This is a genomic window from Desulfoscipio gibsoniae DSM 7213, assembly GCF_000233715.2.
GTDB lineage: Bacteria > Bacillota > Desulfotomaculia > Desulfotomaculales > Desulfallaceae > Sporotomaculum > Sporotomaculum gibsoniae.
In genome coordinates, this window is sequence record NC_021184.1 from 610,827 (window position 1) to 627,500 (window position 16,674).

At 44.1% G+C, this 16,674-nt stretch carries 12 protein-coding genes; 8 read left to right on the forward strand and 4 right to left on the reverse strand.

Annotated features, from left to right (window positions below):
- Positions 1–95 precede the first annotated feature (95 nt).
- From DESGI_RS02905 to DESGI_RS02915, 3 genes are all read right to left on the reverse strand, one after another.
- Positions 96–2,174, reverse strand: coding sequence for a molybdopterin-containing oxidoreductase family protein (locus tag DESGI_RS02905; protein ID WP_006523998.1), 2,079 nt, complete (start codon positions 2,172–2,174; stop codon positions 96–98).
- 249 nt (positions 2,175–2,423) lie between these two features.
- Positions 2,424–4,460 carry a sigma-54-dependent Fis family transcriptional regulator gene (locus DESGI_RS02910; RefSeq protein WP_006523997.1) on the reverse strand — a complete coding sequence of 679 codons (2,037 nt, stop codon included), beginning with the start codon at positions 4,458–4,460 and terminating at the stop codon, positions 2,424–2,426.
- Positions 4,461–5,620: 1,160 nt separating this feature from the next.
- Positions 5,621–6,838: an IS256-like element ISDgi1 family transposase gene (locus DESGI_RS02915; protein ID WP_006521022.1), complete on the reverse strand. Its 1,218-nt coding sequence runs from the start codon at positions 6,836–6,838 to the stop codon at positions 5,621–5,623.
- A 1,221-nt stretch (positions 6,839–8,059) separates the two neighbouring features.
- Between DESGI_RS02915 and DESGI_RS25130 the strand changes: the two genes are divergently transcribed.
- The 5 genes from DESGI_RS25130 to dhaS all read left to right on the forward strand — a co-directional run bounded on the left by DESGI_RS25130 (position 8,060) and on the right by dhaS (position 12,091).
- Positions 8,060–8,641: a TetR/AcrR family transcriptional regulator gene (locus tag DESGI_RS25130; protein WP_006523995.1), complete on the forward strand. Its 582-nt coding sequence runs from the start codon at positions 8,060–8,062 to the stop codon at positions 8,639–8,641.
- Between the two features lie 15 nt (positions 8,642–8,656).
- Entirely contained in the window at positions 8,657–8,995 is a 339-nt protein-coding gene (locus tag DESGI_RS25135) for a phasin-related domain-containing protein (RefSeq protein WP_006523994.1), read from the forward strand.
- 149 nt (positions 8,996–9,144) lie between these two features.
- Positions 9,145–10,833 (forward strand): ABC1 kinase family protein, encoded by a 1,689-nt coding sequence (locus DESGI_RS02930; RefSeq protein WP_006523993.1) that lies wholly within the window; start codon positions 9,145–9,147, stop codon positions 10,831–10,833.
- 29 nt (positions 10,834–10,862) lie between these two features.
- Entirely contained in the window at positions 10,863–11,384 is a 522-nt protein-coding gene (locus tag DESGI_RS02935; protein WP_006523992.1) for an HD domain-containing protein, read from the forward strand.
- A 116-nt stretch (positions 11,385–11,500) separates the two neighbouring features.
- On the forward strand, positions 11,501–12,091 hold the full coding sequence (dhaS, locus tag DESGI_RS02940; protein WP_006523990.1) for a dihydroxyacetone kinase transcriptional activator DhaS: 591 nt from the start codon (positions 11,501–11,503) through the stop codon (positions 12,089–12,091).
- 300 nt (positions 12,092–12,391) lie between these two features.
- Here dhaS and DESGI_RS02945 read toward each other — a convergent pair whose 3' ends face one another.
- Entirely contained in the window at positions 12,392–13,348 is a 957-nt protein-coding gene (locus DESGI_RS02945; RefSeq protein WP_006523989.1) for a hypothetical protein, read from the reverse strand.
- A 184-nt stretch (positions 13,349–13,532) separates the two neighbouring features.
- On the opposite strand from DESGI_RS02945, the gene DESGI_RS02950 reads away from it, so the two are divergent.
- The 3 genes from DESGI_RS02950 to DESGI_RS02960 all read left to right on the forward strand — a co-directional run bounded on the left by DESGI_RS02950 (position 13,533) and on the right by DESGI_RS02960 (position 16,671).
- On the forward strand, positions 13,533–14,912 hold the full coding sequence (locus DESGI_RS02950; protein ID WP_006523988.1) for a radical SAM protein: 1,380 nt from the start codon (positions 13,533–13,535) through the stop codon (positions 14,910–14,912).
- Positions 14,913–15,000: 88 nt separating this feature from the next.
- Positions 15,001–15,876, forward strand: a complete 876-nt coding sequence (locus tag DESGI_RS02955; RefSeq protein WP_006523987.1) for a DegV family protein — start codon at positions 15,001–15,003, stop codon at positions 15,874–15,876.
- Between the two features lie 15 nt (positions 15,877–15,891).
- Positions 15,892–16,671 carry a putative ABC transporter permease gene (locus DESGI_RS02960; RefSeq protein ID WP_052543921.1) on the forward strand — a complete coding sequence of 260 codons (780 nt, stop codon included), beginning with the start codon at positions 15,892–15,894 and terminating at the stop codon, positions 16,669–16,671.
- Positions 16,672–16,674 lie beyond the last annotated feature (3 nt).

The window sequence follows — 16,674 nt, forward strand, 5'->3', positions numbered from 1 at the left end:
TTATCCGGCTGCTTCAAATTTTATTTGCTGCGGTTCATTGCACAAGCACTGCGGGCAGAAAGGCTGTAAATCCAAGCCTTCCTGCCTGTTAAAAACTACACTGAAATTCTGCAAAGCAGCCCTTTAAGGACCGGATAACCGGTAACCGGGTTGGCACAGGCGTTGTCCGTCAAAAGATTTATATTGGCATCCTGCCAGCCGTGTGGAATATGGATGACCCCGGGTTTAATATCTTCGGTGACTTTGACCTTGATTTTAATTTTACCCCTGCGGTTTTCCACAGTGGCAATAACGCCGTCTGGAATGTGGTATTTTTCCGCATCCAAAGGATGAAGCTCGGCCAGCGGTTCGGAAACGCGACGTTTCAACGAAGGAACGTCGCGCATCTGGGAGTGAACATGGAAGATATTCCGGCTCCCTGTGGTAAGTACCAGGGGGTATTCCGCCGCCAGTCCGGGATCGCTAATCCTGGTTTCCGGTGATTCCAGGTGAGTCGGCAGAGGGCTGTAACCCATATCTCTCAAATACCGGGAGTGGATTTCAATTTTACCGCTCGGTGTTTTAAAGCCTTCCCGCTCATATTTACGGTACTTGTGTTCAGCATAGAAAAAACCTTCGGGCTGTTTCTCGGTCAAATATTCATAAGTAACTCCGGATGGCCGTAAAATATCTTTAAGCAGATCTTCTCCCGTCTGCCAGGGGAATTCGTCATGATATCCCAGCCGCCGGCCCAAATCCATTAAAAATTCCAAAACCGGACGGCACTGGCCATACTCCATGATTTTTTTACGGGTCATGATATATGGCAGACTCCAGAGATTATAGTAATCAGCGATCTCGGACGTTTCCAGAAAGGTTCCGGCAGGCAGGACCAGATGGGCCAGTTTGGCGGTTTCCGTCATAAACTGGTCCATAACTACCAGAAAATCCAAACCGGCCAGGGCTTCCCGTACTTTAGCGGAATTAGGCCAGCTCAAAAGCGGGTTGCTCGCGCAGATTATCATCGAATGTACAGGTTTGTCATCGTCATTTATCAGCCTGTCAACTAGCACCATGGCCTGCCCTTCGCCGAAATTCCGCCCGTAAACTCCGTATAAAACCGGGTATTCGGCGATGCCCACCGGGTTTTCGGCAACCATTTTGATGGGTGCAACCACCTTGGTGCGCAGGCGGGGCGTCTGGATGAATCCGCCCGGCACATCTATATTGCCCGTGATGGCCTGTAAAATCGCAATCCCGCGGTTGTTTTGAAAACCACTGGCCATCGAATCGGTGCCATTTGGTCCCTGAGCGATACAGGCAGGTTTGGTTTGCGCGAACAATCTGGCCACGTCTTTTATTTTATCGGCAGGCACGGAAGTAATCTCCTGAACCCGTTCCGGCGTATATGCTTTTACATGTTCGGCCAGTTCAGCAAAACCAACGGTGTATTTTTCAACAAATTCTTGATCATACAGCCCTTCGTCAATAATGACATTCATCATCGCAAGCATAAGGGCGCAATCGGTTCCGGGCCGGGGCTGCAAATGATAATCCGCCCTTTTGGCCATAGAGGTTGCGCGGGGATCGATTACCACCAGTTTGGCACCGGCCCTTTTCCTCCTGGCAATGGCTGCCCCGATGGGCGGTGAGGATTGTTCGGGATTGGACGCCCAGACGATAATACAGTTCGCCCGCTCATAGCCGGCGACAAAAAACTTGCCCAGAGTGGCTATATAACCGAGCATCTGGCTCCGGTAACAGAGACTCTCCACTGAGAAGCAGTTAGGGGTGCCGTAAGCGTGGGCCAGACGGTGGATCATTGCCACCGTAGAGGTGCCTGACAACAACAGCGGCATACCCACGCTAAAAGCCACCTTGCTGTTTTCTCCCAGAGATTGCGCCTCTTTTAAGTGAGTGACAATTACTTCCATGGCTTCATCCCAGGTTATTTCCTTCCAGCCGGAACCCTGCCTCAACAAGGGCGCGGTCAGGCGTTTGGGAGAAGTGATATGTTCAATCACCGCCCGCCCCTTGGGGCAGAGGAAACCTTTATTTAGGGGGTGGTTCTTGATCCCCTTGACTTCTGTTATCCGCCCGTCCTTAATGTGCAGCTCCATCCCGCAGCCCATATGGCAAAGGCTGCAGGCTGTTCTTTCAATACTGTGCGTGGCTGTTATTCTCATCAGCGTCATGTAATTCACCCCTTTTTGTTTGTTTGAATGTGCAATGTTTTTTCAGGATAGTAACTAACGCAAATCCCGTACCACCTCAAACACTACGCTTGGAAGACGCAAAAAATAGGCACAAAGGCCACAAAACTAAGCCTTCCTGCCTATTTAAATCATTTAGAGAAAAGTATGTGCCTGGTACACTTGTAGCGCAGCGCCGCTACAAGTGTAACGGCGTTACAATTGTAGCGCTTAAAGCAAAATAAGGAATATTTAAGTGTCGTCATTAGACGCGACTATTACATTTCGCTGCAATCCATATTTCGCTAACTTGCGATACAATGTGGTCCGGGCTATGCCTAACTGTTTTGCAACACGTGATACATTACCCCCGTTTTCGTGCAGTAAATTTAGAATTATGTTTTTCTCGTCCTCAACGTCCACTGTCTCCGCCTGCTTGTTAAAGGCAACACTTCCCCCGGAATTTACTCTATCTTTAATAGCAGTACTGTCCTTGGAAATAACCCCGCCCCGTCTTACCTCTTCCGGCAGATGCTCGGTTCCCAGAGAAGAATCGTTAAGAAAGTGCAGGGCTCTTTCAACGGCATTCTGTAATTCACGAACATTACCGGGCCAAGCATAAGCTTTGATCAAGGGCCATAACGCCGGGTCAATAGAAGTAACGGATTTTCCCGCCTGAGTGCAAAGCCGATCTAGAAAATGTTTAAATAACAAGGCAATGTCTTCTTTGCGTTCCCGAAGCGGCATTAACCGGATAGAAACTACATTGAGACGGTAATATAAGTCCCGCCGAAAATTTCCCCGTTCTACTTCCAGGGCCAAATCCCGATTGGTTGCGGCAATTACGCGTACATTGACAGGCACTACTTGAGATCCGCCAATACGAGTAATTACTTTCTGTTCCAAAACCCTTAGGAGGGTAGTCTGCAGTTCCGAAGGCATGTCTCCGATTTCATCCAGAAAAACAGTTCCCCCATCGGCTAGTTCGAACTTGCCGGGACTGCCGCCCTTCTTGGCGCCGGTAAAAGCACCTTCTGTATAACCAAATAGTTCGCTTCCAATCAGATCGCGGGGAATGGCTCCGCAGTTTATGGCGACAAAAGGCCCGCCGGCCCGTAAACTTTCATTATGTATGGCTTGAGCCAAAACATCCTTCCCGGTGCCGCTTTCACCAAGTAATAAAACAGTAGAATTACTGCGAGCGGCTGACTTGGCCTGGGTTAAACAGTCCTTAAAACCGGGATTTTCACCAATCATATTGGCAAAAGACAGCCTGGCAACAGCCCCGCTCATTCTTTGCGCCAATTTTCGCACACGGTTTATTGCTGTCAGCACCAATACGGTGCCCTCATTTTGTCCATTATGCGCCCTGACCGGACGGGAGGTAGCCGTTATTTTGGCTGTTCCGAATGATGTGGTGATGTCTTGTTCAAGGTCGGTAATAAATCTCTCACCTTTAATAACTTTTTCCCAATCTCCACCACCTGGTAGGACTTCACGCACATCTTTGCCTATAGCCAATTCAGGTTTAATGTGCAATAGATCGGCAGCAGCCTGATTGACCTGAATTACGGTATGATTGCGGTCCGTGGCGAGAATTCCTTCCGAAATTGATTCCATTAGCGCTTCCCTGAACCTATTAGCCACATCACGTTCCTGCCAGGCTTTTTCGCTTACCAATTGCCGGTTAATCGCGTCCGCACCGGCCACAACCATGCCCAATGTATGCGGATGCGCTTTTTTGAAATCACCGGTCATGTTAAGCACACCAACAATTGTTCTGTCAATTCCATGAATTGGTGCGGCTGAGCAAGTCGAGCGATGCGCACAGACACAGTAATGTTCATAGCTGAAAACTTGCAGTGGCTGACCTGCAACGAGAGCGGTTCCCACACCGTTGGTACCGGCGTTTTGTTCACTCCAACTGGCCCCGGGAACAAAGTTTCCCCGTGCAATGTCGTCAATTACCTCTTGATCACCCAAAATTTCCAATAAAAAGCCCTCAGTGTCGGCAACTGTTACTATAAAGCCCGACCCGGCAACGAAACGATATAAAGTCCTCATTACCGGACGAGCAACTTCCAGCCATTCACGGTTCTTCCGGGTTTTGTCCTCCAATATTTTTCGATCCCGGGTTTTATATACATACTTCTGCAGCGGGTTGACTTTATTCCGCCGGCACCGCTGCCAGGAATCCATTATGATAGGCCTGACATGCCGATAGCTATCCTCTTGATTATTGATAAAGGCCCTCCAAGCCGTTTTTAATGTGTCTTGATCGGGCACCACGATATGCTCATCCTTTCTAATTAAACCTTTTTTAGTACTACAGCGTAAGATTGTATATTTTGTTATGCCGCTACGCCATGGGGACGGTTCCATCGCTTTCCCTTCGGTCGCAACGCTTGCGCTTCGGAAGCATAAGTTGGGGACATTCCTCCGACCCTAAAGCTTCGACCCATAAGAGAGGTGTGTCCTCTTTCCTCAAACCCGTCCCCATGGCTCCGCTAACTTTTAGTTTACGCTGTAGTGTTAGGTTTTTCCCAAAATTACTATAACCCAATTGTGGTTTGCTCTGCGATAATTCTAATTTCATGCTCGTTGAATTCTGTCTTGATTACAATAATAACATATTTCCGTAACTATTCAGCATCTATAACAACATAGGAGTCAGTAGTCAGGAGTCAGGTGCTTTACCTGCTGTACATACTGTTGATATAGTTCAGACCGGTTTTGGTTCTGAAATATTTTTGTTTGATAGATAGATAGGAATTATAGATAATAGAATAGATATAGATAGTAGATAGGAATTGTAGAGTAGATAAGTAGAGTAGATAGTAGATAGGTAGATAAGAATTTGCTTTTTTTCCATCACAGCAATAACAGAGTATATTACTGCCGTCAAACATAAAATAGGAGCCGATTTATGCATTTACCGGATTGTATATGAACAATAGCTGGCTGTTTCGTCAAAAAGGACAGGTAGGCAGATTCTCATGTCCAAATTTGCGCACAATCAAACAGGCCATAACAGATTCCATGTAACAACACATAACAATCCTCATAGCCATATACTGTCCAAATTGTGAACCTATCTTGATAAGACCCCTAAGCTAGATACAGTCCTCATAAGGTGTCAACTGGGAATATTCATCCTCATACGGCATTTGGAATACAGAATCATCAAACAAGCCGGGCCAACCAATCCAGCGCCACAAAAGTTTCACGGGACCTCCGCGGGAGTGTAAATAATTCCGTGTAAATGGCTTGATCCCGCTATAAACTGGTTAAGCTAGTAATGGCTCTTTCCCGCTAGGAGGGTAAGGCTCTGCTGGAGAGCAACCTGAGCGCCTAACGGGGTTCTGCCGGGGATAGCAGAGGGGTAACCTGTTGCCCCTCATCCCTTACATTTATCCTTGAGGAGAACAAAAGCGTAAAACTCAATTTTTTTATATAGCCATCTCTGATTCTATCCTATCACCAAAGTATATGGCAAATTGGGAGATGCAATTTTTCCAATCTTTAACTGGCATAGTCCATTTTTTGGCTGCTTCAACGGTGGCCAGGTAAATAATTTTTTTCAGTGCATCGTCTGTTGGATAGGCAGTTTTAGTTTTGGTTACTTTCCGTAGTTGCCGGTGGTAACCCTCGATGATATTAGTAGTATAAATCATTTTACGGATTTCATATGGGTATTTAAAATAAGCTGTTAATTCAAGCCAATTCTTCTCCCAAGAACGAATTATAATGGGATGTCTTTTACCCCAGTTTTCTTTGAATATTTCAAAGGCTAACTCGGCCTCTTCCAGGGTTAACGCCTGGTATACTTGCTTAAGATCAGCCATCAGTTCCTTTTGTTCTTTGTATGGCACATACTTTAGGGAATTACGGATTTGGTGAATGATACAAAGCTGAATTTCGGTTTTGGGGAAAACCGTGTTTATAGCCTCGGAAAACCCGGAAAGCCCGTCTTTACAGGCAATCAGGATGTCTTGCACTCCCCTGCTTTTGAGATCATTACATACGCCAAGCCAAAAGCTAGCACTTTCATTTTCCCCAATCCAGATGCCAAGTATTTCTTTTTGGCCAGCCATATTTAGGGCCAACACACTATAGGCCGCCTTGTTTATTATCCGGTTATCTTTACGAACCTTGAAATGGATAGCATCAAGAAAAACAATAGGGTATATACGGTCAAGTGTCCGGGACTGCCACTCTGCAATCATCGGTAGTATTTTGTCTGTTATCTTGCTGACCATGGTAGGGGATACGTCGATACCGTAGATATCCCTCATGTGGTCCTCAATATCACGTGTAGACATACCCTTGGCGTACATGGCTATAATTTGGTCTTCAAGCTGGTTGGATGTCTTTTCATATTTGCCGATAATCCTGGGTTCAAATTCACCATTACGATCCCGTGGGATTTCTACTTCTGTCTTGCCAAACTTAGTTTGGATAGTCTTCTTATTGTAACCGTTGCGACTGTTGCCAGTATTATTGCCTTCAATGCTGTGTTTTTTATACCCGAGGTGCTCTTCAATTTCAGCCTCGAATATCTGCTGCAAGGTGTCCTTGAATAGATTCTTGAGCATCTCATGTACGTCTTCTACGGTGCGGCAATCCTTTGCTAATTCCTTGATCGTTTTGTCTTGCATGGCTTGCATAAATGGTCATCTCCTTTATTGGTAGTTATAACCATTTACACTAAATTAATTACGTTCTCGACTCCGCTGTTTTTGCCTTTATAGATTACTCGTGCGACACCGTCATTCGATTCGGATGCCGGTATATAGAGCAATCTCTCCTGTGCGATGGGAGCCCGGACAATATATTGCGCCAACTTTTCAATCCTCTCCTGGGTATAAGGCTTTCATAAATTTGTTCATAACCACTACTCATAAGATACTCCTTTCATTGTGCGCCGCAGATGCTCATTTTCAAGACCGTTTAAGGGTGTGGAATTATTGAGTCAGACCACATTTTTGTCAACTGGCCTTACTTATCCGGCAAAGTAAAGCTTTTAGCGCCGGATACCCAATATCGGGTCTGCTGCCTCTAATGAAGTGAGTAAGTTGATGTTAGCTTCTGACCAACCATGGGGAATATTAATTATCCCTGGCAAATGTGTAGCCATTCAGTCATTTATATTAATTGTCTTATAAGTCACCTAAGAATTCTTGGTAAGGGTCTCTTCGGTCACACTATCCTGTCTATTCTGTTACTGGTTATCTGATCCATTATCGCCAATACCCATACTCCTTTTGGTACCTGTCTTCCCATGTACCTTCCAGTTCTTCAAAATGTGCTTCCACACACCGGTAATATTGGTTTTTGCTTATGATATAACTCATGATGATTATGTCCTCCAAATGCCGTATGAGGATGAATATTCCCAGTTGACACCTTATGAGGACTGTATTTAGGAGTCTTATAAAAGATAGGTTCACGATTTGTATAGCATATGGCTATGAGGATTGTTCACGTGTTGTTACATGGAATCTATCATGGCTTGTTTGATTGTGCGCACATCTTGGCACGTGAGTCTGCCTACCTGTCCTTTTTGGTGAAACAGTCAGGTTATCGTTCATATAAATCCGGTAAATATGCATAACCGGCTACAACTCTATGTTTGACGAGCAGTAATATCCTGGGTTATTGCTGAGATGGAAAAAGCAAATTCCTATCTTATCTATGGTAGGCCGCATATAGCTCCTTAAATCTACACTGGCTTATCGAACCCTTAAAATCAGTTGTTTAATTTTCATTAAAAAAGAGGTACGTTTCCTCCCTGTACAGCTATTTATCAATGCCAGGTTACTTGACATTAATAAAAAAAATATGATAGAATTAGGACGTACGTACGACTAACAATTTGGAGGTGCATCATGCAGCAAAAGACTGATAAAACAAACCCATCTGAGAAAATCCTTATAACGGCCTTTGAATGTCTTTCTACAAGAGGCTATGCCAATGTATCCATGCGAAATATTGCCGAGGAAGCCGGAGTCGCGTTAAGCCAACTGACATACTACTATAAGAATAAAGAAAAATTATTCATTGAAGTTATCAATATGATGACACTCCAATATTTACATGAAATAGAAGGAAATTTAGAATCTGTCACGGGTGAGAAAGAAAAGCTCGCGTCCCTCGTGAGGTTCTTTAAGGAACTGATCAGGGATAAACCAAAACTTTTGAAACTTTTTATTGATTTTATAGCACAGGCTTTATGGATTCCGTCTTTTAGAGAACAACTGGACAGCTTATTTACTGAGCTGACGGAGGTTATTGAAAGAAACCTATTGACCTACATGAAAATCAATAAAAGATATCTTGGATATTCTCCCCAAACGGTAGCTAAATTAGTTCTTGGAGCTTTGCTCGGAACATCTATTCAAATAATACTCGGTTCCGACCGGGACAGCGCCTTTGAATCCTTAAATTTGGCAGAGAGCCTATTAAATTAAGAGGGAGTGTATATTATGTCAAACGCATTTGAAAAGACAATCAATTTAGGATTAGGGCTTTTATTGTATTCACGGGAAAAAGTGGAGGAAGTGGTTGAGGAACTGGTCGGCAGAGGCGAGGTGGCCAAAAAAGACGCCCGGCAATTTGCGAGCGAGCTTATGCAAAGAGGCGAGGAACAGAGAGAAGAACTGAAAAAGCTGATTCAGGGTGAGGTCACCAAGGCTCTGGATCATGTAAATGTGGCGAGAAAAGAAGACCTTGTTACAAAAGATGAAATCAGAGAAATTGTCAGAGAACAAATGCAGCAAGTACTCCGGGAACAAGGATTTTTCAAAAGCGAGGGCACCAAGTAAAGGGGATAAATGTTCAGAATGCCGGAAAAGAAGCAGGCTCAGGAAAGAGAGCAAATCAATCTAAATATGCTTTTGCTATGTGATGAAACGATAGGAATGCCTCCTTTCCCCTCTGCTTAAATAGTGCGGAATCGCGGGATAGAGTTGATATGATGAATTACAGACGCATTCGTTCCAGAAGATATAAAGAAATCATTGCTGTTTTTACAAAACATGGTTTTGGATTGCTTGTAAAGCGACTTAGGCTTCCTTATTCTTTAAGGTCCAAAAATAGAATTTTAGACGTCGGAACTGCACCTGACACGGCCGGAGCCTCGGCAGGAAAAAGGCTGAAGATGGCCTTGGAAGAACTGGGGCCGACGTTTGTTAAACTGGGACAAATTTTAAGCATACGACGGGATATTTTACCGGCTGATATTATTGAAGAGCTTAAAAAGCTGCAAGACTCGGTGCAGCCGTTTCCTTTTTCTGAGGTAAAGACGCTCATTGAAACGGAATTTAATGACACGCTGGGAAATATCTTTAAAGAATTTGATGAGGTACCTGTAGCCGCAGCATCCATATCCCAAGTCCATCGCGCCAGACTGATTTCGGGAAAGCAGGTGGCCGTAAAGGTTCAGAGGCCGGAGATAGAAAGACTCATAGATCTGGACTTAAACATTTTGAAAGACATGGCGCATCTTCTCGACCATCACACAAAATACGGGGAGATTTATGATTTTAGCGGTATGGTGGCGGATTTTGAAAACACGCTTAAAAATGAACTGGATTTTACCAAAGAAGGGGAAAACGCAGATACCTTCAGGCTTAATCTCAGCCAGGACGAAAACGTAACAGTCCCAAAAGTGAAGTGGATATATACGACAAAGCGGGTTCTCACCATGGAGTATTTTGAAGGCATCAAGATCAGCGATTCTGCCGCCTTGGATCTGGCGGGCATTAATCGGAGAAAGATCGCAGAGAGGCTTGCCGCATCCATATGCAATCAAATACTCAGAGATGGTTTATTTCATGCGGACCCGCATCCGGGCAATATTCAGGTCATGCCGGACGGCACCATCATATTTCTTGATTTGGGGATGGTAGATTGCCTCAACGAATCCCGGAAAAGAGCGATTTCAAATTTTTTTATCGGGGTTGCCTTCAAAGACAGTCGAATGGTGGTCAACTCCATTTTTGCTATGGAGGCCGCAACTGCTCGAAGCAATGTGAAAAGCTTTGAAAAAGACGTTGATGCGCTGATCGAAAAGTACCTTACGATGCCTATGAACGAGATGAAAATTGATAAGCTGCTCCAGGAAATCTTTCATATTGCGTTTTTGAACCATGTAAAAACACCCTGTGAATTTGCTTTGCTTTCCAAAACATTGATAACTCTTCAAGGACTGTTGGAAAAATTAGCCCCGGATCTTAACGCCCTTGTTATTGCGGAACCTATCGCTAAAAAGCTGCGTTATCAGTTACTTTCATTCGAGAAAATGGGAAGCGGAATAAAAAAGAGCTTATTAGATTACTGGAGTCTGTTGGGCGAATTCCCGACCGCAATGCAAAGCCTTCTGCATAAAGCGGCAGATGCAGATTTTGCCGTTCAATTTGAGATGAAAGAGATGGATAAACTTCAAAGGCGGCTGGAACGAATCTTCAACAGGATATCCTTCAGCCTGATTTTGCTTGCTGTAAGCATTATCATCGCCGGAGTTCTGGTAAGCTCCGGCCTTAGTGCGGATACAAGCAACGAAATGTATTTTTTCAATATCACAGTCTTAAAAATAGGTTTAGCATCGGCGGCTATTATTATTTTGGGACTGGTGATTTCCATGATCAGGTCAAGAAACTGAAAAATAACCCGTAAAAGGAGCAATGCCAAATGATCGGCTGGATAATATCAAAATTAAGACTGGAACCGGATTCCTTCGCTGATGCTGAATACTTGGACTGTATAAGCGGGCTGATCAACCATGAAATGGTCCGGTCGATGGGAAATTATATCCAACACAGCGACATCGATTGTTTAGAGCATAGCCTTTATGTGTCGTACAGCAGCTATCTTGCTTGCGGGAGGATGGGGCTCGATTATCGTTCGGCGGCAAGAGGAGGGTTGCTGCACGATTTTTTTCTGTACGACTGGCATCTTGAAAAACCGTACAAGGGGCTGCATGGCCTGACGCATCCTCACGTCGCTTTGCAGAATGCGAATAAATATTTCCATTTAAACAAACTGGAACAGGATATCATCCGAAAACACATGTGGCCTTTGACAGTAACACCGCCCAAATATAAGGAAGCATACATTGTGACCGTGATAGATAAATATTGTGCATTTATGGAAACTTTCAATTTTGGAGAAAGAAAAAATGTACGTAGGTTGCAAAGCCTATTGTGCTGTTAATGCACCTTTCATAGAAAGGATCAAAAAGCAAACCGAAAACGGCAATAGTGAATTACGTCAGACGGATACAGCATAAGATGAATTCTCGGATTACTTTGGGAGGGGGCTCGGCTTAAATGCCTGATTCGAATATAACGAAACTGGCTCTTGCCAATTCATTGAAAGGGCTAATGGCAAAGACCGCTTTTAATAAGATTTGCGTCAGCGATATTGTGGGTAACTGCGGACTAACAAGGCAAGCATTTTATTATCATTTCAAAGATAAGTATGATCTTATGAATTGGATTTATTATACGGAGACCGCCTGTTTTATGAATTCCTATAACAAAGTGGAGCATTGGATGGATGGCCTGACAGATTTGTGTAATTATATGCGGCAAAATAAGACGTTTTATATCAACGCTCTTAACACAACCGGGCAAAATTCTTTTCAGGAATATCTGCATGATTACATCCGCGATATTTCGATATCTGTAATAGAGAGCATCAAAAATACTGAATTTGAAGAAGAAAAATGGGGATTTATTGTCGAATTTATTTCCACTGCTTTTGTCGGTCTGATTGTGCGGTGGGCCGACAATGGCATGAAAGATGATCCGGCAGAGTATGTAATGAAAATGCGCAGCTTATTTGACGGAAGCATTCTTTGTGAACTGGAAAGCCAAAGCGAAGGGATCGCCACGGAAAATCCGACCAAACCGGAATGATTATTATGGCAGCCCATTATTTTTTATTTGTCAGTAATCAGATTTTAGCAATGTGAAAGCTGCGCTGCCTGTAAAGCATTCCAAACTGAAATTGGAGCAGGTAGCGTGAAAAACATTATTGATTACGCAATAGAAGAAAGTGATACAAGGCCAAGTAGATGAAATTAATAATAAAGTTTTTTTTCTTTTCTATGGTCATACTTTTATCGCCGTAAAACATGATCAGAAGCTTGTACAGGGCTGCATGCTCTGAAGTATTTCAAAAAGCGATTTTGTAAGCTCATCTTTTGCTTTGATATATCAGCAATAGACCATTTCCGCCAGGTTAATCGCCATGTAACCATCGCCAGAAAGGATTTTTTCACTGATAACCCGCATATCCCGGAACCATTCCAGCGTAATCAAAGGCTGGCCGTTTTCCCCCCTGACATTGCACGCAAAGGTATATACGGCGTCCCTGCACGTATCCGAAACGCCGTTTTCAGCGATATATACGCCGAACAGATTGCCGAGGCCGATCGCGGAGTGGATATATTCCAGAGTAGTCAATTGCTTCATAGTATCCTCGTTATAATTTACATGGAAACCATATAAGCAGTGGTTCTGTTTTAATAGCCGGAATGCGGTTTTATCACTTCCACAGCTAAAATCCGTACCCATTATCTGTACGGAAATCATCATATTATGGATTTTGCCGAGAGACTTGGCGGTTTGCTCCGAAATTAAGCCGGGAGATACTTTCAATATGAACAGACATTCATCAAACCGTTTGGCGATTTCACATATGGTTGGTATATCATTCTTTTCGTGCGGACAAGCGATATAGCTGTGAATGCCCAGTTCCCGTCCTTCCCCTATGAAACGCTCCATCTGATGAAAAAAATCTGCATTGGATTCGTAGATATCAAAAATCAGAAGCCAGGGAATAGGAACCCCCAAATAATCCTGCTTTTTTTTTAGCTTGTTGGCCCCATATACCAGGCTGCTGTATCCCAGATTCAGACCGACTTTTTTTATCGTATCGTTGTTAACATCGGAAATCATTCTTTTAACCAGCGAATTATAAGGATTCTTTGGATTGGCAATGACATTTTTGGCGGCATTAAAAAACCATTTCTGATTTTCACATGTTGAAAAAAACAGGCCCAAATCAATCAGATTCCTTATGCTGCGGTTTGTGTTGCTTTTCATATCTTCCATAGCTTTGCTGACCGCTATATTGATTGTCCGCCTTATCAGCCTATGCTGCAACTCCAACACCGACAACTCCCTTCCATAATCAAGTACATTATTTAATATACCCCAAAGCGGGGAGGTGCTCTATTGACAGACATCTGCATGTGTAAAGAATCTTTACACATGCTTTTTTTGTCTAATTACTCAAAATATGCTCTATGCTACACTTTCCCATAGATAAATTTGATTGGAGGAGTGTGGTATCATGAACAAAATTATCGGTTCTACAGGGATGAAACTGGCATATGCGTACTTAAATTCAAATCCTGAAAAAAATATTCCAAAACTCATGGATTGGGTAGACCGCCTTGCTATAAACAACGTAATGGAAGGTCAGCGTAAGGCGGTCCGCAAGATCATTGAAGATAAGGACAGCAACTGGTATAAGCTGATTCTCAGTATGTGGACGGATGTTGATCCCGGGATACGGAAGACGTTTTTCGATAACTTCATATTGAAAACCTTCATCGGATGGCCCATACAGGAGAAGAACCGGGAAAAGTACGGCTGTAACATACCATGGACAATCCTGATGGACCCCACCTCGGCCTGCAACCTCAGATGCACAGGCTGCTGGGCGGCTGAATACGGGAACAAGATGTCCATGAGCTATGAGACACTGGATAACGTCATTCAGCAGGGTAAGGAACTGGGGGTGTATTTCTTCATCTATTCCGGCGGAGAGCCACTTGTCCGCAAAACGGATATCATTCGTCTTTGTGAAAAGCACGGTGATTGCCAGTTTCTTGCGTTCACGAACGGCACGCTGATTGATGAAAAGTTTGCCGACGAAATGCTGCGCGTCAGGAATTTCATACCCGCCATTAGCATTGAGGGTTTTGAAGACGCGACGGATTTCCGCCGCGGCCGGGGCACTTATCATGCGGTTATCCGCGCTATGGAGGTCCTCAAACGAAAAAAACTCCTCTTCGGCGCATCTCTCTGCTATACGCGGTATAACACCGAGGCGATCGGCAGCGAAGAATTTTTCGATTTCTTGATCGACAAAGGGGTGAAATTTGCGTGGTTTTTCACCTATATGCCGGTGGGGGCGGATGCGGCGACCGATCTGATGGTAACCGCCGAGCAGCGCGAGTTCATGTATCGCCAGATCCGTCATTTCCGCCAAACAAAGCCGCTGTTCACCATGGATTTCTGGAACGATGGAGAATATGTGCAGGGTTGTATCGCTGGCGGACGCAGGTATCTGCATATCAACGCCAACGGAGATATCGAGCCATGTGCGTTCATCCATTATTCGGACTCCAATATCCATGAAAAAACGCTTCTTAAGGCGTTGCAGTCTCCGCTGTTCACACAGTACCACAGGAACCAGCCCTTTAACGACAACCACTTACGACCCTGCCCTCTTCTGGACAATCCGGGCAGACTGACGGCGATGGTGGAGGCGTCCGGTGCGGCCTCGACGGATTTCGTCAAACCAGAGGACGTGCGCAGATTGAGCGATAAGTGTGTGGATACGGCTGAAAAATGGGCTGTGACTGCGGAAAGGCTATGGGGTGAATCACACAACTGCGCCGGTTGCGCGCAATGCGGTGATAAGGCTCAAAAGGCCGTCGGTTGAAAGAGACCGGCGCTTTCCTCAAGTCTCGGGAACTTATTCTGGCGTGCGCTTGCCATAAAAACGGCTGCTGTGGTGCAGGGGGCTTACTATGATAAATGATTTTATTATTTTCACTGATGCCGCATCGGACCTTCCGACAGAGTTGATTGAAACCCATGGGATTTCTGTTTTACCTATGTATTTTGAAATAGATGGTAGAAGCTACCGTCATTATCCTAACGGCAGAGAACTCGGATATTCCAGGTTTTATCAGATACTTCGCTCCGGCATCATGGCTAAAACATCGCTGGTTAACAGTTTGGAGTACCTGAACTATTTTGAACCTGTATTAAAACGCGGTCTGGATATCCTCTACATATCGCTTTCTTCAGGGTTGAGCGGCACTTATCAATCTTCGGCAATAGCCGCAAAAAAGTTGATGGAAAGGTATCCTGAACGAAAAATATACTGCGTTGACTCACGTTGCGCCAGCGTAGGACAGGGTATGCTTGTGTACAACGCCGCGCTAAAAAAGCATGAAGGTTTAGATATAGACGAACTGAAGGATTGGGTAGTTCAAAATCGTGATCACCTGTGTCATTGGTTTACGGTGAATGACTTGAATTACTTAAAACGGGGCGGCAGGTTAAGTACTTCAGCAGCTATCGTCGGCACTATGCTTTCAGTGAAACCAATTCTTCATGTTGATAAAGATGGTCATCTCATCCTGAGAGGGAAAGTACGAGGACGCCGTAAGTCTCTAGTAGAGCTTGCCGACCATATGGAAAAATTCTGTGTTAGCCCGGAGAAACAGACGATCTTCATCGGCCATGGAGACTGCATTGATGATGCAGGTATCCTTGCATCTATGGTTGAGCAAAGATTTGCACTAAAGAATATAGCTGTCAGCTATATCGGACCAATTATTGGAGCGCATACCGGACCTGATGTGATGACTTTGTGCTTCTTTGGCAGTGAAAAATAGCCTGAATAAAAGAGGATGAATCAATTGCTTATTTTATCAAAATACTTTTTATGGTTTATTGCATACAGCTTTTTGGGATGGGTCTATGAATCCGCAATTTGTTCAATAAGTGAACGAAGCCTTGTAAATCGTGGATTTTTAAATGGCCCTTTATGTCCGGTATATGGTTTTGGAGCTTTAGCTTCCATATTTATTTTGGATATGAGAACAGACAATCTTATTGTTCTGTTTTTTGCCGGCATGCTTATAACCTGTGCGGTTGAATATATCACCGCGGTTTTGCTTGAAAAGCTGTTTGATGCGAAATGGTGGGATTATTCTAATTACCGCTTCAGTATCCAAGGACGTGTCTGTCTTATAGGAGCCGTAGTTTTTGGTGTTCTCGCGGTGCTGCTTATCAAGTATATTCATCCGTTTGTGGGAGGTTTAATTGGCCAACTGCCTTCTTGGTGGCAGATTGTTTTATCAATCGTTATTTTTATTTTTCTCATGCTGGATTTGTATATAACTGTGCGTCATCTTCTGGTTCTGAACAGCAGACTGAAAAAGATGCAGTTGGCAATAAACCAATTTTTGAAACAGTACGCTCAACAGGCCGGAGAACTTAAAGAGTCTATTATGAACGAATTTGAAGAAAGTGAATTTTATAACGAACGTATTAAAGCTTTAATTAGTCTAAGTCGGTTTCAGAGTATAAGAATTATTAGGGCGTTCCCAGGCTTGCGATCCATGAACTATGATGATGCATGGCAAAAGCTTAAAAGCATTTTGTTAGGCTCTGATAGCAGAAATTAGAAA

Bases quoted from the DNA above. Each gene is read 5' to 3' on its own strand.
- DESGI_RS02905 (WP_006523998.1), bottom strand. From the start codon at position 2,174: ATGACGCTGATGAGAATAACAGCCACGCACAGTATTGAAAGAACAGCC.
- DESGI_RS02915 (WP_006521022.1), bottom strand. From the start codon at position 6,838: ATGCAAGCCATGCAAGACAAAACGATCAAGGAATTAGCAAAGGATTGC.
- DESGI_RS25130 (WP_006523995.1), top strand. From the start codon at position 8,060: ATGCAGCAAAAGACTGATAAAACAAACCCATCTGAGAAAATCCTTATA.
- DESGI_RS25135 (WP_006523994.1), top strand. From the start codon at position 8,657: ATGTCAAACGCATTTGAAAAGACAATCAATTTAGGATTAGGGCTTTTA.
- DESGI_RS02930 (WP_006523993.1), top strand. From the start codon at position 9,145: ATGATGAATTACAGACGCATTCGTTCCAGAAGATATAAAGAAATCATT.
- DESGI_RS02935 (WP_006523992.1), top strand. From the start codon at position 10,863: ATGATCGGCTGGATAATATCAAAATTAAGACTGGAACCGGATTCCTTC.
- dhaS (WP_006523990.1), top strand. From the start codon at position 11,501: ATGCCTGATTCGAATATAACGAAACTGGCTCTTGCCAATTCATTGAAA.
- DESGI_RS02950 (WP_006523988.1), top strand. From the start codon at position 13,533: ATGAACAAAATTATCGGTTCTACAGGGATGAAACTGGCATATGCGTAC.
- DESGI_RS02955 (WP_006523987.1), top strand. From the start codon at position 15,001: ATGATAAATGATTTTATTATTTTCACTGATGCCGCATCGGACCTTCCG.
- DESGI_RS02960 (WP_052543921.1), top strand. From the start codon at position 15,892: ATGAATCAATTGCTTATTTTATCAAAATACTTTTTATGGTTTATTGCA.